Genomic DNA, 21,574 nt, shown 5'->3' with positions numbered 1-21,574 from the left:
GGACGATAGAGAGCACGACGAGGGAGTACCCAACGTGGACAAGACAGTGCCCAGCGCCGCCGAGGCGGTTGCCGACATCCCCGACGGCGCGAGCCTCGCCGTCGGGGGCTTCGGGCTCAGCGGGATCCCCGCCATCCTGATCGACGCGATCTTCGCGCAAGGGGCGAGCGACCTCACCGTCGTGTCGAACAACTGCGGCGTCGACGGCGCGGGACTCGGCGTGCTGCTGGGGAAGGGCCGCATCCGCCGCGTCATCGCGTCCTACGTCGGCGAGAACAAGGAGTTCGCGCGGCAGTTCCTGTCCGGCGAGCTCGAGGTGGAGCTGACGCCCCAGGGGACGCTCGCCGAGCGGCTGCGCGCCGGCGGGTCGGGCATCGGCGCGTTCTTCACACCAACCGGCGTCGGCACCCAGGTCGCCGACGGCGGACTGCCGTGGCGCTACCACCCCGACGGCAGCGTCGCGATCGCCTCGCCCGCGAAGGAGGTGCGCGAGTTCGGCGGACGTCGGCAAGTCCTGGAAGAGGCGATCGTCACCGACTACGCGCTCGTGCGCGCCGCGAAGGCCGATCCGCACGGCAACGCCGTCTTCCACGCGGCCGCCCGCAACTTCAACCCCAACGCGGCCATGGCCGGACGCGTCACGATCGTCGAGGCCGAGGAAATTGTCCCGGTCGGCACGTTGGACCCGGACGCAGTCCACCTGCCCGGCATCTTCGTCCACCGCGTCGTCCCCCTCACGCCGGAGCAGGCCGCGCGCAAGGACATCGAAAAACGCACGACCCGGCCAACGCCGTCGAGCACGACAGGGGCATCGACATGACCGATCGTCTTGCCGGGCTGTCCCGCGAGGCGCTCGCCGCCCGGGTGGCCCAGGAGTTCGCCGACGGCGACTACGTCAACCTCGGCATCGGCATGCCGACGCTGGTGCCCAACTACATCCCGGACGGCGTGCAGGTCGTGTTGCAGTCGGAGAACGGCATCCTCGGTGTCGGGCCGTACCCGTTCGACGCCGACGTCGACCCCGACCTCGTCAACGCCGGCAAGGAGACGGTGACAACCCTGCCCGGCGCCTCGTTCTTCGACTCCGCCACCAGCTTCGCGATGATCCGCGGCGGGAAGGTCGACGTCGCCGTGCTCGGCGCGTTGCAGGTGTCGCGGGCCGGCGACCTGTCGAACTGGATGATCCCCGGAAAGATGGTCAAGGGCATGGGCGGCGCGATGGATCTCGTCAGCGGCGCCCGCCGGGTGATCGTCATGATGGACCACGTCGCGTACGACGGAACTCCCAAGATCGTCGACGAGTGCACCCTGCCCTACACCGGGCTGCGGGTGGTCGACCGGATCATCACCGATCTCGCCGTCATCGACGTCCTGCCCGACGCCGCCGGACTGCGGCTGGTCGAGCTCGCGCCCGGCGTCGACGTCGGCGCCGTCCGCGAATTGACCGGCTGCGCGCTGGACGTCGACTCGACGTTCGGCTGACGCCAGTGGTCAGTTCCCCGGAGTGACCAGTCCGGTTTCGTAGGCGAGCACGACGGCCTGGATCCGGTCTCGCAGCCCGAGCTTGGCCAGGATCCGGCCGACGTGGATCTTCACTGTGCCCTCGGACAGCAGCAGGTCGGCGGCGATCTCCCGGTTGGACCGGCCGCGGGCGAGGGCCGCGAAGACCGTGCGCTCGCGGTCGGTGAGCTCGTCGAGCGGGGACGTGGCCGGACTCGCCGCCGCCGGGTCGGGCAGCCGCGCGGCGAACTGGTCGAGCAGGCGGCGGGTGACGGCGGGCGCGATGATCGCGTCGCCGCCGGCGATGGTGCGGATCGCGGCGAGCAGGTCGGCGGTCGGCGCGTCCTTGAGCAGGAACCCGCTGGCGCCGGCCTTGAGCCCGGCGAAGACGTATTCGTCCAGATCGAAGGTCGTGAGGATGAGAACCCGCGACTGCGGCCGGGCGGCGACGATGTGGCTGGTGGCCTGGATGCCGTCCATCCCGGGCATCCGGACGTCCATCAACACGACGTCCGGGTGCAGGGCGCCAGCCATGGCGACGGCGGTCGCGCCGTCGCCGGCTTCGCCGACCACGTCCAGGTCGTCCTCGGCGTTGAGGAACAGCCGGAACCCTTTACGCAGCATGGACTGGTCGTCGACGAGCAGGACCCGGATCACGGGTTGCCGCTCTCGTCGTCCAGCTGGAGGGTGGCGGCGACCCGCCATCCGGCGGGCTCTCGCGGCCCGGTGTGGATCTCGCCGCCGTAGGCGTGGACGCGCTCACGCATGCCCGCCAGCCCGCCGCCGACGGTGGCCGGCACGTCGGCATTGACGCCGGCGCCGTCGTCCTCGACCTCGACCCGCAGCCCACCGGCGTCGCGGTGCAGGCGTACTGCGGCGTGGGTTCCCGCGCCCCCGTGTTTGAGGGTGTTCGTGAGCGCCTCTTGCACCAGCCGGTAGACCGTGAGCTGGATGCCGGTCGGGATCGGCGTGGCCGCGCCGTGGACCTCCAGCGTCGTGGGCAGTCCGGCGGCGCGGACACGGTCGATGAGGTCGTCGAGTTCGGACAGGTCCGGCATGGGTTGGCGCGCGTCTGGCGAACCCGACGCCGGGGCGGCGTCGCGCAGGACGCCCAGCAGGCGGCGGGTGTCGGCCAGCGCCCGGCGGCCGGTGGCCGAGACGTCTCGCATCGCCTCGACACCGTCCTCGGGCGACGCTGCGGTGGCCGCGATCGCACCGTCGCTGAGCGCGACCATCACGGTGAGGTGGTGTGCCACGACGTCGTGCATCTCGCGGGTGATCCGGGCCCGCTCCGCGGCCGCGGCCAGGGCGCCCTGCTGGTCCCGTTCGCGTTCCAGCCGGTCGGCGCGGTCCTGCAGCTCCAGCAGGTACGCGCGGCGCGTCGCGGCGTACAGGCCGAGACCGGCGGCGGCGACGACCAGGCCGGTGAGCGGGATCGCGTTGTACCACCAGTCGGCGCCCGCCACCCAGATCGTGCCGGCGACGACCCCCGCCTCGACGAGCCCGGCGCACCCGAGCACGACCCGACGCCGCAGCAGCGAGGCCACCGTGTACAGGGCGATCAGGACCGGCAGCCCGGCGATGACCCGGTTGTTCCACAGCCCGGCGGCGGCTGCGGCCAGCACCACCCACCCGAACACGGGCAGCGGGTGGCTGCGGCGCACGATCAGGGGGGCGGCCACCACGGCGATCACGAGGAACGCTGAGACGGGCGGACGGGTGTGCCCGTCGTGCAGCAGGTAGGGCACGGCCGCGAATCCGGCGACGACGGCCACGACGACGTCGAGAACCCAACGCACCGGAGACCGGTGCGCCGGGTTCTGGACCGTGAAGAGCGTGCTCACTGCGGCATTCTCCCGCGCTCAGGCGTCGGTGCGCCGCATCCGCCAGGCGGCCGCGGCGATCAGGACCGCCGCGTAGGCGCAGAGCACGCCGAATCCGGTCCACGGCGACAGGGCATTGGTGACGTCGCGGGCGCCGCCGTACAGCGCTGCGCCGGCGTTGGACGGGAAGTACTGCACCAGGTGGTCGCTGATCGACGACGGCAGCAGCCCGGCCAGCGGCGGGATGACGAAGAAGGCGCCGACGAAGGTCGAGATGCCGGCCGCGGTGTTGCGCAGCAGCGACCCGATCGCCATGCCGATCACGCCGGCGACCGTCATGTACAGCGCCGCGCCGAAGACCGAGCGGAGTGCGCCGGGCGAAGAGATCGACACTCCGAGATTGTGCGAGTTCAGCAGCGACTGCCCGAGGAAGAAGGACACGAAGCTGGTGACCAGCGAGACGGCCAGCACCATGCCGGCGAAGACCGTCAGCTTGCCCCACAACACCGGGAGCCGACGGGGCACCGCGGTCAGCGAGGAGCGGATCATGCCGGTGCTGTACTCGCCGGTGATCATGAGCACCCCGAGCACGCCGATCGCCAGCTGCGCGAACGCGATGCCGTTCAGGCTGGTCGAGATCGGGTTGAACTTGGCGACGTCGCCAGCGCTGAAGGTATGGAACTGGTTGGCAGTGACCGCGGAGAACAGCGCGCCAATGCCCACCATGAGGATGACCGCGATCAGCAGCGTCCAGACGGTGGAGCGAAGCGAGCGGAACTTCGTCCACTCCGAGTGCAGGACCCGGGCCTGGGTGACCTGCACGATCGAAGGTTGTGAGGTCGTGGTCGTGGTCCGGTCGGATTCCAGAACGGCAGTCATCACGCGGCCGCCGTCTCTGCATCGCCGCTGCGAACTGAGTCCTCAGCATGCGTAGAGCGGTAGTCGACCGAGTCGTGGGTGAGTTCCATGAATGCCTCCTCCAGCGATGCCTGCTGGGCGGTGAGTTCGAAGACGGGCAGGTGCGCCTGCCACGCCGTGCTGCCGATCTGCTCGGCGGAGAGGCCTTGCACGTGCAGGACGTCCTGCTGGTCGCTGCGGATCGTGACGTCCGGGGCCAGCAGCAACTCGCGCAGCTCGCTCGCGCGGGGGCTGCGAACCGTGACGGCATTGCCGCCGGCGCGGGCGATGAACTCCTCGACCGTCGTGTCGGCGATCAGACGGCCACGCCCGACCACGACCAACCGCTGCGCGGTCAGCGCCATCTCGCTCATCAGGTGCGAGGACACGAACACCGTGCGGCCCTCGGCGGCCAGCGCCTTGAGGGTGTTGCGTATCCACAACACGCCTTCGGGGTCCAGCCCGTTGACCGGCTCGTCGAGCACGACCACGCTCGGGTCGCCGAGCAGCGCCGACGCGACGCCGAGGCGCTGACCCATGCCGAGGGAGAACCCGCCGACGCGCTTGGCCGCGACCGCACGCAGGCCGACCATGTCGATGACCTCATCGACACGACGCCGGCTGATGCCGTTGGTCTGCGCGAGCGCGAGCAGGTGGTTGCGCGCCGAGCGGCCGGTGTGCACCGCCTTGGCCTCGAGCAGTATCCCCAGCTCGGCCATCGGCGCGGACGCTTCGCGGTACTTCCGCCCGTTCACCCGGACCCGGCCGGTCGTGGGCTCGTCCAGACCCGCGATCATGCGCATCGTCGTGGACTTCCCCGCCCCATTCGGCCCCAGGAACCCGGTGACGATGCCGGCCTGAACCGTGAACGTCAGCCCGTCCACCGCGAGCTTGTCGCCGTATCTCTTGCTGAGGTTCTCGACCTCGATCATCACGTGCCTCCGAAACGTCTGGTCGGTGATCCGACACGATCGACGCTAGAAGCGATCCGCTGTCGCCGGCATCAGCCGGGCGACCAAAACTCCGCGCAGTCCCGTAGGCCTGCAGGCCTACGGCAACGGACTATCGGTCGGCGAGCTCGCCCGTCCGGCCCTCGGCCTCGCTGGGATCTGCGCCCTCGGCGTTCAGTTGCGGCACGACCCGGTCCAGCCAGCGCGGCAGCCACCAGTTGGCGTGGCCGAACAGGTGCATGAGCGCGGGCACGATCACCGTGCGGACGATGAAGGCGTCGATGATGATCGCCCCAGCCAGCCCGATGCCGAACTGCTTGATGGTCAGGTCGTCGCCGAGCGCGAAGGACGCGAACACCAAGATCATGATCAACGCGGCCGCGGTGATGACGCGACCGGTCTCGGCCTGCCCGTAGGTGACCGCATCGGCGTTGTTGCGCCGCCGGGTCCACTCCTCATGGATCCGGCTGACCAGAAACACCTCGTAGTCCATCGACAAGCCGAAGAGAATGGAGATCATCAGCACCGGGATGAACACCGCCACCGGCGCGGTCGAGGTGATCCCGAACAGCGACGCGCCATAGCCCCACTCGAAGACCGCGTTCATGATGCCCAGCGCCGCCCCCACGGAGAGCAGGTTCATGGCGGACGCGACCAACGGCACCAGCAGGCTGCGGAAGACAGCCATCAGCAGCAGAAAGCCCAAGATCACCACGACAGCGACGAACGGGATCAGCTTGGACGACAGCTTGTGCGCGAAGTCGACCTGCCCGGCCGTCGAGCCGCCGACCAGGACATGCACGCCGGTGCCCGCCTCCGCTCGCGGCAGCACGTTCTCGCGCAGGTGGTTGACCAGTTCGGTGGTCTGCCGCGCCGACGGACCAGTCGCCGGGAAGAGGTTGGCGACCGCTACCTGCCCATTGGGGCTCGGCCTAGGCGGTGTGGCCGACACGATCCCCGGCTCGCTCGACAGCTTCTGCACGAGCGTGCCGAACGTGGCCACATCCGAAGGGGACTTCAGCTCCCCGACGAGCTGCAGCGGTCCGCTGAATCCCGGTCCGAAGCCTTTCACGAGAGCGTCGTACGCCTGCCGCGTGGTGCTGCCCGACGGATCGGTGCCGGCGTCGTCGAGGCCGAGCCGCAGCGAGAACACCGGCAGCGCGATCACCGCGACCACCGCCACCGCGGCGATCGCGGGCAGCACCGGATGCCGCTCGAGGAAGCGGGCCCAGCGGAACCAGACCGTGCCGACCGTCTCCTCGTGCGGGCCCTTCTCGAGCAGGGTGCGCCGTTCCTTGCGGCTGAGCACGCGCGTGCCGACGAAGCCGAGCAGGGCGGGCAGCAACGTCAACGAGGCGAGCATGGTGAGCAAGACGGTGACGGTCGCGGAGATCGCGACCCCGTAGAGGAACGACAGGCCCAACGCGAACTGGCCGAGCAGCGCGATGCACACCGTCAATCCGGCGAAGAAGACGGCACGCCCCGCGGTGTTGACCGCGAGCGACGCGGCCGCCTCAGGCGATCGACCGGCCTTGATGGCGTTGCGGTGGCGCGTGACGATGAACAGGGAGTAGTCCACGCCGACGCCGAGCCCGATCAGGATGCCGAGGATCGTCGCGAACTGGGCGACCGAGAAGGTGTGGCTCAGCAGGCCGGTGAGCGAGTAGCCGATGCTGATGGCGAACAGCGCGGTGATGATCGGCAGGAACGCTGCGAACAGGGCGCCGAACGCCAGCCCGAGCACGATCAGCGCGAAAGCGATGCCGATGCCGGTGCTCGGGCCGCTGCCGCTGCGCTGCAGCTGCTCGATGTCCTGACCGCCAAGTGACACCTGAAGCTGGCCGTTGCCGGCGGCCTTGGCGGCGGAGACGACCGCGTTGAGCGCGCTGACCGGGTTCTGGCCGATCTGGCCGTCGAAGATCACCGTCGCGTAGGCGACGGTCCCGTCGGCGCTGATCTGCCTCGCCCCGGTCGCCGCGTACGGGCTGACGACGGCCCGCACGTGCGGCAACGAGGCGATCTTGGCTAGCGCGCCGTCAGCCCGCTGCTTGACGGCCGCGTCCCGGACGGTGCCCGAGGTGGTGGCGAACACGATCTGGTCGGAGCTGCCCGACGCGGCCGGGAAGTTCTTCTGCAGCAGCGAGACCGCGGTCGCGGACTCGGTGTGCGGCAGCGTGAACTTCGTCGAGAATGCCGAGCCCGCGACGTTGCTCGCCACCGCGCTCAGGATGAGCGCGGCGAGCCAGAGGCCGAGCACGAGTCGACGATGGCGAAAACACCACCCACCAAGGGCTTTCACCCTAGATCGGCGCGCGCGGCAGGGCGGGGGGACAGCAGGGCCACGGGATCTCCAGGACACGGATCGCGGTGCGGCGCCGACCGTAGACGCGGTCGGGCCCCTTCAGCGACGCCGACGCTACTGCAGCGGGTCTGTGAGCGAGTCGGCAACCGGTTCGACCCGCGCGTCGGGCGACGCCGAGCGCTAGCGAGCAGGTACTTCTCGCCGGCCGCGCCGGTTCAGAGCTCGATCACGCTGCGAAACGCGTCGAGGTGTTCGTTGAGGAAGCCCAGCGTGGTCATGTCCTCCGTCAGCGTGCGCGGCGGCGCGGTGACGAGGGTGTCCTTCGGGATGAGCTGCTCGAAGTCGATGCGGGTGTCGGGGCTGACGACGCCCGCGATCGACAGGACTTTCAGGACCTCGTCGGCCATGATGCCGTAGCCGACGGTGGTCGGATGAACGCCGTCGAGGGCGATCAACCCGCCCTGTGTTCGCCCGAACTGGTCCGAGCCGAAGAATCGCGTGTCCGGACGTGGCGACAAGGCCGCCAGCACGTCCGGCATGGGGTAGGGCTGAACGTCCTGGTCGACGAGGGGATCAGCGAGGTAGCGGCGATAGGCGAGACTGTCGAGCAGCCCGCATATGTCGAGGACGTGCCAGTCGAGACCCTGGCGGCGGGCTTCGCGGACGTGCCCGACGATCGTCTGGTTATAGCTGTCGATCGCGGAATCGATCTGGCGGCACTGGTCGCCGCTGAGGCACTGATCGTGATTCGGGTTGAAGTCGCGCTCGCTGATCCACACCCGGCCGTAGCGGGGGAAGTAGCGCGACCCGGCCGGCTTGGCGCCGAAGCCGTGCAGCAGGGGCGCGATCGTGACGTGTGGGACGGTGCCGAGCACCACGTGGCGGGCGTTCACCTGCTTGACCGCTGCGACCAGCTCCGCGTACTCGGCCGCGAAGTGGGCAGGCCGCCAGACCGTGTACTCGTCTTTGTGCTCGAGCCGATCGTCGGCCGTCCAGTCGAGGTAGTCGGGCGGCGTCCACCGCAGGGCGAGGCCGAGCACCGCGCCGAGCGCGTTGTTGGCCCCGAGCGCCACGATCAACGTGCCGACACCGTCCTCGCCGAGCGCCTGCGCAGCGGTGATCTGCGAAACATCGTCGCCGAGCGGCCCAACGAGCACGCGCAGCGCGGCGCGCCACTCGTTGTCGCTCACCGCCAAGTGGGGCAGGTGCGGCTTGAGGTGGTCCCAGAACGACGGCACGGTGACGTGCTCTCGGCACCACCGGGCCGTCTTCGACAAGGAGTCCCGAACATCCCACCCATAGATCGCCAGGTTGTGCATGTACGGCTGCCCGGACGCGACCTGGCTGCCGTCGCCCTTCTCCCAGTAATCCTTGATCTCGGCGAGGGCGTGGATCGCGGCGGAGGCGACGACCGGTAGATGGGCTCCGAGCAGCGGCGCTTCGGCGCCGGCATGCTCTTCCAAGAGCTTCACCAGAAGCTCGATGTTCAACGGGATGCCTGGGCAGATCGTCGGTCCGTCATAACTCGGGAATCGGAACCGGTCGGGGCCGAGCCCCATCGCCGCGGCTGCCTGCGCTGGCCACGACAGCGACGTGTCGTGGATGGCGCCGCTCTTGAAGCCGTGGCTGAGCGAGTCGCCTATCACGACAAACGGATGTGCCGCCTCGCCGTCATCGACCACCTGCACCGGAATTTCGGCGGCGAGGGCGCGATCATCGATGCGTGGTGGTGTCCGCCGGGTGATGACCAGATCGTCTGGTGCAGGCTCGACCCGAACCATTCGGCACCCTCCCGAAAGCGGGCGGCACACGACCGCGCTGAGGCTTCATATGTAGAGCACCGGGCGAGTCAGAGCAAGATGCTCAACCCCGATGGCTGTGCCGACATGCGCTCGGAGGGTCGTCACGAGCGGCCCCTGACGGGCGCGGGACCGTTCCCCGCGCCTCGAACCCCGACACGGCGGACTGACCCGCCGGTCCCACATCGGTGGGCGATACTGGGATCGAACCAGTGACCCCTGCCGTGTGAAGGCAGTGCTCTCCCGCTGAGCTAATCGCCCGGGACGCGAGTCGGACGAGCCGACCGCAGCGACGCAAGACTATCTGACGGCGCCGCGCCGCTCAGCGGAACAGGTACCACGCCGCCGCCGCGACGCCGACCAGCACCAGCAACGTCAACAACCCGACAAGCAGCCGGATCCATATCGGCTGGCCCTTGAGCCACTCCGTCCACCGCAGCACCTGGTCGCGCGCCCAGGTCAGCAGCCGGGCCGCCCACGTGTACTCGGTCGCCAGCACGCCCAGCCCGGCGAAGATGATCAACCAGCCCGGACCGGGCAACGGCAGCAGCACAATGCCGCCGGCGATGATCGCGACCCCGACGACGGTGATCCCGATCCGCCACGCGACCCACCCGCCGGGCAGCGCGCGCACGCGCGCGCGGATGTTGCGTGACGACTTGGGCGACGCGGCAGGACCAGCGCCGCCAGTCTGAGCAGCCGGCCCAGCGGGCGCGGAACTCGACGTCGCTCCCGGCGCGCGCTGATCGGTCGGCATGCTATCCACCGTACGGCGCGCGCTGGGCGTCAGCTGTGCGTTCGCCTCGCTGTCGTTGGTCTGCCGATGGTGTGGTCTCGCTGGACCGCAACTCAGACTGCTCGAGTTGATCCGGCGCGACGCCGGTTCGGCGTCAACGTGTTGAACAGCGAGCAGAGCGAGATCGCGTCGGTGTTTGCTCCCGGGCTCAGGCTGCCTGGTTCGGCGCCGTGTGGCTCTCGGCATCGGTTTTGTTCTCGACCTCGGTGGGTCTTCGCTGGTTGGCCGTGCCGGGTGGGTCGGGTGGGTGGCTTTGGTATTGGTGGCCGGTGGGGGTGGTGATGGTGACTTGGTCGCCGGCGCCGGCGCCGGCGCCGGCGGGGCTGGTGCGTGCGGTCCAGCCGGGGGCTTGTTTGGCGTAGTTGCAGGCGGCGCAGGCGCCTTGGCCGTTGTGGATGCTGGTCGGTCCGCCGTGTTCGGCGGGGTGGATGTGGTCGGTGTGCCTGATCGGCGCGTCGCACCAGGGGGTGCGGCAGTTGCCGTGGTCGCGGAGCCGCACGAACAGTTGCTGGGCTGTGGTGAACAGCCGTCGCCGGGATTCCATCGCGATCAGTTGGCCGCTGTCGGGCGCGGTGTAGAGGCGGCGGATCCAGCGGGGGGCGCCCTCCGGGTCGAGGGCGAGGTCGCGGGCGATCGGGGCGGGGATCGGTCCGTGGCCGATCAGCACGCCCGGCTCGTCAGGTCCGGCCGCTTGCCTCGGCCCGGCGGAGTCGGTGCGCGGGTGTTCGCGTGGGTGCTCGGCTGGGTGTTCGCCGTCGCCGAAGAGGGTTTGGTCGGTGATGATGAGGTTGATCTCGACGGGCACGGTGTCGGCGGTGGTTTGGCCGGTGACGCGTTCGACGAGGGTGTCGGCCATGACCTGTCCGCGGGTGCGGGGATCGCCTTGGCCGATGAGGGTGTCGGCGGCGCGGGTCAGCGAGGCGTAGGCGGCGACCCCTTGTTTGACGGGCAGCAGCGTGGTCAACCGGGTCATCGTGTCCGGGGCGGGGCGCAGGGTGACCCGCCGCTCGTCCGCGACCGTGCGCAGCCGGTCCACGTAGCCGTGTGGGTCGAGCCGGTAGGCGAGCTTCTTCGCCTCGGCCTCGACCCGCCGGTCGCCCAGCCGGGGCAGGTCGGGGGCGAGCTGGGCGTCGAGTTGGGCGCGGTGCTCGCGGGACAGCCAGCCGGTCTCCCGCGCGATGATCATCGCCCGCCACTCGGTGGTCTGCCCGGCCTGCAGCGCGGCGAAGGTGGCGGGCAGCTCGGCGGTGAGGATCCGCGCCCAGCCGAGCTCGCGTTGGGCGCGGTACGGCGAGACCCGCCGGGCCAACGCCACCTGCGCGGCGACCCCCCGCGACGCCCGCTCGGCCGGCACCCCGTCCGCCAGTTGGGCGGCGCGTTGGGAGTCGGCGAACGCCGCGGTCTCCCGGGCCTGCGCCGCGGCGGCCGCCGCCTTCAACTGCTCCAGCAGGCGGATCCGGTCGATCCGCACCCCGTCCTCCACGCCCTGATCCAAATGCGCGAGCGTCGAGATCACGCCGCTGAGCAACGCGTCGTCCGCGTCGCCCGTCGACTCTTTCTCGAACATGTGTACGATAATACCTGAGCTTGGCAGGCCCGTCAACCCCCGCGCTCGACCCGCCTGACACGGGATTCACCCTCCCAGCCACGTCCGACAATTCCGGTGGCGCAACCCGCCTTCGTCGCGACAGACCTCGCCGCGGGTTCGATCGCGGCGCTGTGCTCGCTGTTCACGTAAGTTTCAGCCGAGCTCGGCAACAGCGAGCCGTAGGCCGACATCGAGGGCGGGCAACGCGCGCACGTGCCCGTTGGCCCGGTCCCAAGCACCTGACTTGAGGTCGCGAGCGAGCCGCGCGACTGCCTCGTGGCGTATCGACCGATCTGCGGACCAGGCGCGCCCCGACCGCGTTCTCGCCGAACTACGTCTGAGCGGGGAATCACTCAACGGCGCAGCGAGGGCCGACGACTCGGTGCCGTCGGCGAACCCGCCAGTTAGCCCGCCTAGGGTGGGTATGCCGGCCGACGAAGGGTTATCCGTGAACGACCTCAAACTGGGTTACAAGGCGTCGAACGAGCAGTTCCCGCCGCAGGAGCTGTTGAGGTACGGGGTGCTCGCCGAGGAGCAGGGCTTCGACTCCGTGTTCGTCAGTGATCACCTGCAGCCGTGGCGACACGACGGCGGCCATGCGCCATTCGCCATGACCTGGCTGGGCGCCCTCGGCGCGCGCACCGAGCGGGTCACCATCGGCACCTCCGTGCTCACCCCGACCTTCCGTTACCACCCGGCGATCGTGGCTCAGTCGTTCGCCACGCTCGGCTGCCTGTTCCCGGGACGAGTCGTGTTGGGCATGGGCAGCGGCGAGTCGATGAACGAGGTCCCGCTCGGCGTCGAATGGCCGGAGGGCAAGGAGCGGTTCGCCCGTTTCCGCGAGGCCGTCCGGTTGATCCGCCAGCTCTGGACCGACGAGCGCGTGACGTTCGAGGGCGACTACTACCGCACCGACAAGGCGACGATCTACGACCGCCCTGAGCAGCAGGTGCCGCTGTGGCTCGCGTCGTCCGGCCCGGCGGCGACCCGGTTCGCCGGGCGCGAGGGCGACGGCTGGATCACCACGTCGGGCAAGGACCCCGCCCTCTACACCGACACCCTGATGCCGGCGATCGAGGAAGGCGCCGAGAAGGGCGGCCGGACGATCAAGGACCTCGACCTGATGATCGAGGTCAAGGTGTCCTTCGACCACGACCGTGACGAAGCCATGAACGCGACGCACTTCTGGGGCGCGCTGGGCCTCAGCGCCGAGCAGAAGTCCGGCGTCGAGGACCCGGTCGAGATGCAGCGGCTCGCCGACGAGCTGTCCGTCGAGCAGACCGCCAAGCGGTTCATCGTGTCTACCGATCCGGACGAGCATGTCGAGAAGATCAAGACTTATCTCGACCTCGGCTTCAACCACCTCGTCTTCCACGCCCCCGGGCCGGACCAGGAGAAGTTCTTGAAGCTGTACGGCAAGGAAATACTGCCGCGGCTGCGGGCGCTGTAGCGGGCCTATGACATTCCCAGCGACGACATTTCCAGCGACCAGCACGGGCACGCGCCGGGCGTTGCGCCGTGCGCGTGACGGGGTCGCGCTGGACGCCACCGAGGCCGAGATCCTGCTGGGCGCCCGCGGCGACGACCTCGTCGACCTCTGCGCCTCGGCCGCCCGGGTGCGCGATCAGGGGCTGGCCGACGCCGGCCGCCCGGGCGTGATCACCTACTCGAAAAAGGTGTTCATCCCGCTCACCCGGTTGTGCCGCGACCGGTGCCACTACTGCACGTTCGCCACGACGCCGAACCGCGTTCCCGCGCCCTTCCTCTCCCCGGACGAGGTGCTCGCGATCGCCGAGCAGGGCGCGGCGCTCGGCTGCAAGGAGGCGCTGTTCACCCTCGGCGACCGGCCCGAGGACCGCTGGCCGGCGGCCCGCGAATGGCTGGACGCGCGCGGCTACGACTCGACGCTCGCCTACGTGCGGGCGATGGCGATCCTGGTGCTCGAGCGCACCGGCCTGCTGCCGCACCTCAATCCGGGCGTCATGTCCTGGACGGAGCTGCAGCGGCTCAAGCCCGTCGCGCCGAGCATGGGGATGATGCTCGAGACGACCTCGACCCGGCTATTCACCGACCCGCACGGCGCGCACTACGGCTCGCCGGACAAAGACCCGGCGGTGCGGCTGCGGGTGCTCGAGGACGCGGGCCGCTCGTCCGTCCCGTTCACCACCGGCATCCTGATCGGCATCGGCGAGACGCCCGCCGAGCGGGTCGACGCGCTGTTCGCGATCCGCAAGGTGGCCCGCGCCTACGGCGGCATCCAGGAGACGATCGTCCAGAACTTCCGCGCCAAGCCGGACACCGCGATGGCCCGGATGCCCGACGCCGAATTGGCCGACCTCGCCGCGACCGTTGCGGTCGCCCGGCTGGTGCTTGGACCGCGCATGCGCATCCAGGCGCCGCCGAACCTGATCGGGCAGGAGTTCCGCCTGTTGATCGACGCCGGCATCGACGACTGGGGCGGCGTGTCGCCGCTGACGCCGGACCACGTCAATCCCGAGCGCCCCTGGCCGCAGCTCGACGACCTCGCCGCACGGACCGCCGACGCGGGGTTCGAGCTCGTCGAGCGGCTGACGGTCTATCCGCCCTACGTCGCCGTCGGCGAGCCCTGGCTCGACCCGCGGGTGCTGCCGCACGTCGCCGCGCTCGCCGACCCGGCCACCGGCCTCGCGATCGCGGACGCGCCGGTCGTCGGCCGGCCATGGCAGGAGCCTGAAGACGGCTGGTCCGTCTCGGCCGGCCGGATCGACCTGCACACCGCCGTCGACACCGAAGGCCGCACCGGCGATCGCCGCACGGACTTCGACAGCGTCTACGGCGATTGGGCGACGGTCGCGACCGAGGCCAGGCGCACCGCCGCGCCCGCGCGGTTCGACGCCGACGTCGCCGCCGCGCTGCGCGCCGCCGAGCGCGACCCCGCCGCGCTCAGCGACGCGCACGCCCTGACGCTGCTGCACGCCGACGGCGCCGAGCTCGACGCGGTCGCCGCGCTGGCCGACTCGCTGCGCGCCGACGTCGTCGGCCCCGACGTCACCTACATCGTGAACCGGAACATCAACTTCACCAACGTCTGCTACACCGGCTGCCGGTTCTGCGCGTTCGCGCAGCGGCGCACCGACGCCGACGCGTACACGCTGTCGATGGACGAGCTCGCCACCCGCGCCGAAGAGGCGTGGAACCTCGGCGCGACCGAGGTGTGCATGCAGGGCGGCATCCACCCCGACCTGCCGGGCACCGCGTACTTCGACATCGTCCGCGCGGTGAAGGCCCGGGTGCCGGGCATGCACGTGCACGCGTTCAGCCCGATGGAGGTCGTCAACGGCGCGTCGCGCACCGGCCTGTCAGTGCGCGACTGGCTCACCGAGGCGAAGGCGGCCGGGCTCGACTCGATCCCCGGCACGGCGGCGGAGATCCTCGACGACGACGTGCGCTGGCTGCTCACCAAGGGCAAGCTGCCCGCGGCGGAGTGGATCGACGTCATCACCACCGCGCACGAGCTCGGCATCCGGTCCAGTTCGACGATGATGTACGGCCACGTCGACAACCCCTCGCACTGGCTCGGGCACTTTCGCACGCTCGCCGGCATCCAGGACCGCACCGGCGGGTTCACCGAATTCGTCGGGCTGCCGTTCATCCACACCAACGCGCCCATTTACCTCGCCGGCGTCGCCCGTCCGGGTCCCACGCCGCGGGAGAACCGCGTGGTGCACGCGATGGCGCGCATCCTGCTGCACGGGCAGATCGACAACATCCAGTGTTCGTGGGTGAAGCTCGGCGTGGACGGCTGCCGCGAGGTGCTCCGCGGCGGTGTGAACGACCTCGGCGGCACGTTGATGGAGGAGACGATCAGCCGGATGGCCGGCTCGCAGCACGGCTCGGCGAAAACCGTCGCGCAGCTGCACGAGATCGTCGGCGGACTGCCCGACCGGGTCGCCCGGCAGCGGGACACCGGGTACCGCCGCGTCAGCGACGAGCGGCTGGCCGCGGCGAACCGGTTCACCGGCGCGCTGCCCAGCCTGTCGATCACCGCCGTCTGAGCTACGGCGCGCGCTTGCCGCGGGCGGCGAGCACGATCGCGGCTTCTTCCTCGCTCAGCCCGTATCGATCCATCAGGATCCCGATCGCGAGGCCGGTGTCCGAACAGCTGCCCAAGGCGAGTTCGAGTCCGTTGATGCGGTGCTCGAGATGCGCGATTTCGATGATCGCCTCGCCGAGCTCTTCACGCGCCGACTGCTCGGACGCGTCGCGGTCTTCCGTCACGCGGTGGTGTTACCTTCGTCGCGGTCGCGAATGACTTATCTGAGACACGCAACACGGGTAAATTTTGGATCCCCGCGCTCAGTCGCCGCGCAACGACACCTCCATGCGCGCCTGCAGCGCGTCCAGGCTCGTGCCAAACGTCTGCAGCACCCGCACGCCGGCCGGCTGAGCCGGCTGGTCGCTGCCACCGCCGATCGCGAACACCGCGTGCTCGGTGTAGACGCGGCTCACGCACGCCTTGCCGGTCAGCGGATAGGTGCACGCGGGCACCAACTTGGCGCTGCCGTCGCGGGCGAACAGCGTCATCATCACGTAGACCGACTTCGCGCCGATGGCGAGATCCATCGCGCCGCCCACGGCGGGGATGGCGTCCGGCTCGCCGGTGCTCCAGTTCGCCAGATCACCGCTCGCGGACACCTGAAACGCGCCCAGCACGCAGACGTCCAGGTGACCGCCGCGCATCATGGCGAAGCTGTCGGCCTGGTGGAAGTAGGCGCAGCCCGCTGTCTCGGTGACCGGGATCTTGCCGGCGTTGATCAGGTCGAAATCGATCTCGTCGCCGACGGCCGCGCGGCCCATGCCGAGCATGCCGTTCTCGGTGTGCAGCGTGACGCCGCCGCCGGCCGGCAGGTAGTCGGCGACGGTCGTCGGCTGGCCGATGCCGAGGTTGACGTATGCGCCGGGCGGGATGTCGGATGCGATCAGCTGCGCGAGCTCGCGCTTGTCCAACGGGCCGCGGTCGGCGTGCTCGATGGTCGTCACTGGTCGATCACCACGATCCGGTCGACGAAGATCCCGGGCGTCACGACGGCCTCCGGGTCGAGCTCGCCCGGCTCGACGAGTTCGGCGACCTGCACGACGGTCGTCGCCGCCGCGGTGGCCATGACCGGCCCGAAGTTGCGTGCTGTCTTGCGGTACACCAGGTTTCCGAGCCGGTCCGCGCGGTGCGCCTTGATCAGCGCCACGTCGCCGCGGATCGGGTGTTCGAGCACGTACTCGCGGCCGTCGATCGTGCGCTGCTCGCGGCCCTCGGCCAGCGGCGTGCCGACGCCGGTGGGGGAGAAGAACGCGCCGATGCCCGCCCCGGCGGCGCGCATGCGTTCGGCGAGGTTGCCCTGCGGGACGAGTTCAAGCTCGATCTTCTTCGAGCGGTAGAGCTCGTCGAAGACCCACGAGTCGCTCTGCCGCGGGAACGAGCAAATGATCTTGCGGACCTGCCCGGCGGCGAGCAGCGCGGCCAGCCCGACGTCGCCGTTGCCGGCGTTGTTGTTCACCACCGTCAGCTCTCGCGGGCCGGAGCGGCGCAGCGCGTCGATCAGCTCCATCGGCTGGCCAGCAGTGCCGAACCCGCCGATCAACACGGTGGCGCCATCGGCGATCCCGGCCACCGCCTCGTCTGCGTCGGCGACGACGTCGGTCACCGAGCAGCCTGCGCGCTGGCGACGTTCTCGAGCACGACGGCGAGGCCCTGGCCGACGCCGATGCAGATCGCGGCGACGCCCCAACGGCGGTCGTCGGCGCGCAGGGCTTTCGCCAATGTGCCGAGGATCCGGCCGCCGGACGCGCCCAGCGGGTGGCCGATCGCGATCGCGCCGCCGCGGGTGTTCACGATCTCCGGGTCGACCTTCCACGCGTCCACGCAGGCCAGCGACTGCACCGCGAACGCTTCGTTCAGCTCGACGAGCCCGACGTCGGCCCAGCCGATGCCGGCCCGCTCGAGCGCGCGGTTCGCGGCCTCGACCGGCGCGTAGCCGAAGCTCTGCGGTTCGAGCGCGAACGCGCCGCGGCCGGCGATCCGCGCGACCGGGTCTGCGCCGAGTCGCGTCGCGGCGGATTCGGCGCCCAGCAGCACCGCGGACGCGCCGTCGTTCAGCGGCGAGGCGTTTCCCGCGGTGATCGTGCCATCCGGACGGAAGGACGGCTTCAGCTTCGCCAGCGTGTGCAGCGCGCTGTCCGGCCGGATGCCTTCGTCGCGGGCGAGGTCGACGCCGTCGACGGCGACGGTCAGGTCGTCGTAGAAGCCGGCGTCCCAGGCGGCGGCCGCGAGGTGGTGCGAGCGCACCGCGAACTCGTCCTGCCGCTCGCGGGAGATCGAGAACCGCTCCTGCAGCTGCTCGTTGGCCTCGCCGAGCGAGACCGTCCACTCCTTCGGCATGGCGGGATTGACCAGCCGCCAGCCGAGGGTCGTCGACACCGCGGTGACGTTGCCGGCCGGGAACGCGCGATCCGGCTTCGGCAGCACCCACGGCGCGCGGGTCATCGACTCCACCCCGCCGGCGAGGACGATCTGCGCGTCGCCGGTCTCGATCATCCGAGACGCGGCCATCGCGGCGTCCAGGCTCGACCCGCATAGCCGGTTCATGGTCGTGCCGGGCGTCGACACCGGCAGCCCGGCGAGCAGCGCGGCCATCCGGCCGATGTTGCGGTTGTCCTCGCCGGCGCCGTTCGCGTTGCCCAGCACCACCTCGTCAACGGCGCCAGGGTCGAGCGCGGGATTGCGTTCGAGCGTCGCGCGCAAGGCGGTCGCGGCGAGGTCGTCGGGCCGCACCCCGGCCAGCGCGCCGTTGAACCGGCCGAACGGGGTGCGGACGGCGTCGTAGACGAAGGCTTGAGTCATGAGTCCTCCTCGAATTCGGCGAGCACGCGTTGCGCGATCCGGAAAGCGGTGTTCGCGGCCGGCACGCCGCAGTAGACAGCCATCTGGAGCAGCGCCTCCTTGATCTCGTCGTTGCTCAGCCCGATGCGCCGCGCGGCGCGGAGGTGCATCGCCAGCTCCTCATCGTGCCCCAGCGCGACCAGCGCGGTCAGCGTGATGAGCGATCGCTCCCGGCGCGCCAAGCCGGGCCGGGTCCAGATCGAGCCCCACGCGTACTGGGTGATGAAGGACTGGAACTCCCGGGTGACGTCGTCGGTGTTGGCGATCGCGCGCTCGACGTGCTCGTCGCCGAGCACCGCGCGGCGCACCGCCATGCCGGCCGCGCGCACCCCCGCCTCGGCGCGCGGGCGCAGCGCGTGCCGGATGATCAGCGCGGCGACCCGGGCCGGGTCCTCGGCAGGGGCAAGGTGCGACGCGGCGTCGAGAACGACGAGCTGGCCGTCGCGCACGCCGACCGCGATCTCGCGCAGGATCGCCGGCGACGTCACCACGTCGTGCCCACCGGCGACAGCGAGCACCGGGGCGGCCACCTCGCCGAGCCGGTCGCGGACGTCGTAGCCGGCGAGCGCTTCGCATGCCGACGCGTAGGACTCGTCGTCGACCTCGGCGAGCTGCGCGAGCAGCGGCCCCGCGACATCCGGCCGGGCGCTGGAAAAGCCGGGCGCGAACCAGCGCTGCCGCGAGCCGTCGACGACCGCCGCGGTGCCGTCCGCGCGGACAAGCGCGGCGCGTTCGGCCCAGCCGTTCGCGTCGCCGATCCGCGCGCCGGTGCAGCACAGCGTCGCGGTCGCGACCACGCTCGGCTGGTCGAGCAGCAACTGCAGGCCGACCGCGCCGCCGAACGAGTCGCCGGCGTAGTGGACGGGTTGATCGAGCCCGGCCAGCCCGGCGGCCACCGCCGCTGCGACGTCGGCCACGGTGAACGGGCCGTCGGCAGGCGGCGCTCCGCCGTGCCCGGGCAGGTTCCAGCCCAGCACCTCGAAGTCGCCGCCGAGTTCGCCGACGACGGCGCCCCACAGCTGCGCCGCAGAGGTGCCGAGCGAGGGGCCGAGCACGAGCCGCGGCGCGCCGGGCGTGCCGCCGAGTGGTTCGAGCGCGACCTTCACAACTGTCCCTTCAGATAGCTGCCGGCCCGCTCGATCGCTGCGTCGACGAATGCGTCGCTTGCGCCCAGATAGTCGGTTGCCTGCGGCGGCCCCGGCTGGTCGAAGAGCCCGGCGATGCTCGCCGCCTCGTCGAGCACGCCGTCCGCGGCCGCCAGCGTCGCGGCCATCTTCTCGGCGTCCACCTGCAGGCCGTCGAGCAACTCCCGGCCCTGCGCGACAGCCGTCACCGCGTGCCGGCACAGCAGCTGCAGCGCCGGCCATTCGACGTGCCACGCGCCGTCTGGGCGCTCGTCCACCACCTCCGCGGCCGCCAGGTGAAGCTGCGCGCCGAGCGCGGGCGCGGTGAGCGCGGCCCGCCGGATCAGCACGGACAGCACCGGGTTCGCCTTCTGCGGCATGGCCGATGAGCCGCCGCGGCCGGCGCCGACCAGCTCGCGCAGCTCGCCGATCTCCGGCCGGCTCAACGTCAGGACGTCGTTCGCGATTCGGCCTTGCGCGTCCAGGCAGCGCACCAGCGCGTCGCCGAGCCGGGTGACCGGCGCGCGGTTGGTGTGCCAGGGCAGCGCGGGCGCGAGACCCAGCCGCTCGGCCGTCCGTTCTGCCAGCGCGCGGGCGACGCCGACGGGGTCGGGCAGCGACGCGTGCCGGGCCAGCTCGACCGGCGCGGCCAGCGTGCCGGCGGCGGCGCCGATCTGCGCGGGGAACGCCAGTGCGGCGAGGTCGTCGGCGGCGTCCAGCACGCCGGCCAGCCAGCCGGCCGTCTTGCCGCCGAAAGTCGTGGGAACCGCGTGCTGGGTGAGCGTGCGGGCGACCATCGGCGTGCCGCGGTGCTGATCCGCGAGTCCGGCCAGCGCCTCGACCTGGCCGCGCAGCTCGGCGCGGACCCGCTCGACCGCGGCGCGCGCGCAGAGCATCAACGCGGAGTCAAGGACGTCCTGGCTGGTCAGGCCGCGGTGCAACCAGGTGGCCGCGTCGCCGTTGCGCGGCGCGATCCGCTCGCGCAGCAGTCGCAGCAGCGGTATCACCGGATTGCCGCCGCCCTCGGCGCCGTCGGCGACGGTCGCCGCGTCGTCGGCCGCGACGACGGCCGCGAGGTTCGCCGCGGCCGACGGCGGCGCGATGCCGGCCTTGATCAGCTCGGTCAGCCAGGCGTCTTCGACCTGGGTAAGCGCCGCGAGGACGGCGGCGTCGTCGAACAGCTCGCCGGCGCGGGCGTCGCCTGGCCAGAGCAGCGAGCTCAACGCGCCGACGGGCCGTGGGTGAGGAACACCGTCTCGCCCGGTCCCTGCAGCAGCACGTCGAAGCGGTAGGACCGTTCGCCGTCGGCGGAGGCGACCAGAGTCGCGCGGCGCTCGGTGTCGAGCGAGGCGAGCAGCGGGTCGGCGTCGAGCGCGGCCTGCTCGTCGGACCCGGATGCCGGGAAGTAGACGCGGGTCAGCAGCCGGTCGAGCAATCCGCGGGCGAACACCGTCACCGCCGCGAAGCGCGGGCCGCCGGCCCCGCCGGCCCCGCCGGCCCCGCCGGCCCCGCCAGTTCCGCCAGCCCCGCCGGGCAGCAGCGTGCTGAACGAGTACTCGCCGGCGCCGTTGGTTGCCGCGCGGCCCCAGCCGGTGAAGGTCCAGCCGTCGCGGCGCAGCGATCCCGGCTGCGCGACCGGCGCGCCGTCCGGGCCGGCCTGCCAGATCTCGATCAGCGCATCCGGGATCGGCGCGCCGGCGCCGTCGAACACGACTCCGTGGAGCCGGACGGCGTCGGGGTGCGCGGCCGGCACGAGCTCGGGGCCCCCGGCGTAGGGCAGGGAGAAGCCGAAGAACGGTCCGATGGTCTGGCCGACGGTCGCGGCCCGCTCGTCGCTCACGGCTGGCTCTCCCGCACGGCTGCGTCGTTTCTCACTGTTGCG

The 21,574-nt window shown here is 71.1% G+C and carries 19 protein-coding genes and 1 tRNA gene; 4 read left to right on the top strand and 16 right to left on the bottom strand.

Going from position 1 to position 21,574, the window contains the following annotated elements; all coding sequences use genetic code 11:
* The first annotated feature begins 34 nt into the window (after window positions 1–34).
* Both ACFFBG_RS11050 and ACFFBG_RS11045 read left to right on the top strand, forming a co-directional pair.
* Window positions 35–820 (top strand): CoA transferase subunit A, encoded by a 786-nt coding sequence (locus ACFFBG_RS11050; protein WP_375478574.1) that lies wholly within the window; start codon window positions 35–37, stop codon window positions 818–820.
* Window positions 817–1,482, top strand: a complete 666-nt coding sequence (locus tag ACFFBG_RS11045) for a 3-oxoacid CoA-transferase subunit B (RefSeq protein WP_375478573.1) — start codon at window positions 817–819, stop codon at window positions 1,480–1,482. The genes ACFFBG_RS11050 and ACFFBG_RS11045 overlap by 4 nt, the downstream gene beginning before the upstream one ends.
* 9 nt (window positions 1,483–1,491) lie before the next feature.
* Here ACFFBG_RS11045 and ACFFBG_RS11040 read toward each other — a convergent pair whose 3' ends face one another.
* The 9 genes from ACFFBG_RS11040 to ACFFBG_RS11000 form a co-directional block, all read right to left on the bottom strand.
* Window positions 1,492–2,157 (bottom strand): response regulator, encoded by a 666-nt coding sequence (locus ACFFBG_RS11040; protein WP_375478571.1) that lies wholly within the window; start codon window positions 2,155–2,157, stop codon window positions 1,492–1,494.
* Complete coding sequence (locus ACFFBG_RS11035) at window positions 2,154–3,344, bottom strand: sensor histidine kinase (RefSeq protein WP_375478569.1); 1,191 nt, start codon at window positions 3,342–3,344, stop codon at window positions 2,154–2,156. The genes ACFFBG_RS11040 and ACFFBG_RS11035 overlap by 4 nt, the downstream gene beginning before the upstream one ends.
* An 18-nt stretch (window positions 3,345–3,362) precedes the next feature.
* Window positions 3,363–4,145, bottom strand: a complete 783-nt coding sequence (locus tag ACFFBG_RS11030; RefSeq protein ID WP_375478567.1) for an ABC transporter permease — start codon at window positions 4,143–4,145, stop codon at window positions 3,363–3,365.
* A gap of 56 nt (window positions 4,146–4,201) precedes the next feature.
* Complete coding sequence (locus ACFFBG_RS11025; protein ID WP_375478565.1) at window positions 4,202–5,152, bottom strand: ABC transporter ATP-binding protein; 951 nt, start codon at window positions 5,150–5,152, stop codon at window positions 4,202–4,204.
* A 130-nt stretch (window positions 5,153–5,282) separates the two neighbouring features.
* Complete coding sequence (locus ACFFBG_RS11020) at window positions 5,283–7,427, bottom strand: MMPL family transporter (protein ID WP_375478563.1); 2,145 nt, start codon at window positions 7,425–7,427, stop codon at window positions 5,283–5,285.
* A 260-nt stretch (window positions 7,428–7,687) separates the two neighbouring features.
* Window positions 7,688–9,253, bottom strand: coding sequence for a hypothetical protein (locus ACFFBG_RS11015; RefSeq protein ID WP_375478561.1), 1,566 nt, complete (start codon window positions 9,251–9,253; stop codon window positions 7,688–7,690).
* Window positions 9,254–9,460: 207 nt separating this feature from the next.
* Window positions 9,461–9,532: transfer RNA gene (locus ACFFBG_RS11010), tRNA-Val, on the bottom strand.
* A gap of 61 nt (window positions 9,533–9,593) precedes the next feature.
* Window positions 9,594–10,028 carry a TIGR02611 family protein gene (locus ACFFBG_RS11005; protein WP_375478559.1) on the bottom strand — a complete coding sequence of 145 codons (435 nt, stop codon included), beginning with the start codon at window positions 10,026–10,028 and terminating at the stop codon, window positions 9,594–9,596.
* A 187-nt stretch (window positions 10,029–10,215) separates the two neighbouring features.
* Entirely contained in the window at window positions 10,216–11,634 is a 1,419-nt protein-coding gene (locus ACFFBG_RS11000) for a DUF222 domain-containing protein (protein ID WP_375478557.1), read from the bottom strand.
* Between the two features lie 445 nt (window positions 11,635–12,079).
* Between ACFFBG_RS11000 and fgd the strand changes: the two genes are divergently transcribed.
* Both fgd and ACFFBG_RS10990 read left to right on the top strand, forming a co-directional pair.
* The gene (fgd, locus tag ACFFBG_RS10995) at window positions 12,080–13,105 is read left to right on the top strand and encodes a glucose-6-phosphate dehydrogenase (coenzyme-F420) (protein ID WP_375478555.1); all 1,026 of its coding nucleotides are present in this window, start codon (window positions 12,080–12,082) and stop codon (window positions 13,103–13,105) included.
* A 7-nt stretch (window positions 13,106–13,112) separates the two neighbouring features.
* Entirely contained in the window at window positions 13,113–15,689 is a 2,577-nt protein-coding gene (locus ACFFBG_RS10990) for a bifunctional FO biosynthesis protein CofGH (RefSeq protein WP_375478553.1), read from the top strand.
* Window position 15,690: 1 nt separating this feature from the next.
* Here the strand turns inward: ACFFBG_RS10990 and ACFFBG_RS10985 are convergent, their stop codons facing one another.
* The 7 genes from ACFFBG_RS10985 to pcaG form a co-directional block, all read right to left on the bottom strand.
* A complete protein-coding gene (locus tag ACFFBG_RS10985) occupies window positions 15,691–15,912 on the bottom strand; it encodes a hypothetical protein (RefSeq protein WP_375478551.1) in 222 nt (73 codons plus the stop codon).
* Between the two features lie 78 nt (window positions 15,913–15,990).
* Window positions 15,991–16,674 carry a CoA-transferase gene (locus ACFFBG_RS10980; RefSeq protein WP_375478549.1) on the bottom strand — a complete coding sequence of 228 codons (684 nt, stop codon included), beginning with the start codon at window positions 16,672–16,674 and terminating at the stop codon, window positions 15,991–15,993.
* Window positions 16,671–17,333: a 3-oxoacid CoA-transferase subunit A gene (locus ACFFBG_RS10975; RefSeq protein WP_375478547.1), complete on the bottom strand. Its 663-nt coding sequence runs from the start codon at window positions 17,331–17,333 to the stop codon at window positions 16,671–16,673. Before ACFFBG_RS10975 ends, ACFFBG_RS10980 begins: the two co-directional genes overlap by 4 nt.
* The gene (locus ACFFBG_RS10970) at window positions 17,330–18,529 is read right to left on the bottom strand and encodes a thiolase family protein (RefSeq protein ID WP_375478545.1); all 1,200 of its coding nucleotides are present in this window, start codon (window positions 18,527–18,529) and stop codon (window positions 17,330–17,332) included. Before ACFFBG_RS10970 ends, ACFFBG_RS10975 begins: the two co-directional genes overlap by 4 nt.
* Window positions 18,526–19,674, bottom strand: a complete 1,149-nt coding sequence (gene pcaC / locus ACFFBG_RS10965) for a 4-carboxymuconolactone decarboxylase (RefSeq protein ID WP_375478543.1) — start codon at window positions 19,672–19,674, stop codon at window positions 18,526–18,528. Before pcaC ends, ACFFBG_RS10970 begins: the two co-directional genes overlap by 4 nt.
* Window positions 19,671–20,915 carry a lyase family protein gene (locus ACFFBG_RS10960; RefSeq protein WP_375478541.1) on the bottom strand — a complete coding sequence of 415 codons (1,245 nt, stop codon included), beginning with the start codon at window positions 20,913–20,915 and terminating at the stop codon, window positions 19,671–19,673. The genes pcaC and ACFFBG_RS10960 overlap by 4 nt, the downstream gene beginning before the upstream one ends.
* Window positions 20,912–21,532, bottom strand: a complete 621-nt coding sequence (gene pcaG / locus ACFFBG_RS10955) for a protocatechuate 3,4-dioxygenase subunit alpha (protein WP_375478539.1) — start codon at window positions 21,530–21,532, stop codon at window positions 20,912–20,914. The genes ACFFBG_RS10960 and pcaG overlap by 4 nt, the downstream gene beginning before the upstream one ends.
* Window positions 21,533–21,574 lie beyond the last annotated feature (42 nt).

Origin of the sequence: uncultured Jatrophihabitans sp., assembly GCF_964251945.1 — a bacterium.
Taxonomy (GTDB): Bacteria; Actinomycetota; Actinomycetes; order Mycobacteriales; family Jatrophihabitantaceae; genus Jatrophihabitans.
This window is presented reverse-complemented; position numbering and strand designations above follow the sequence as displayed.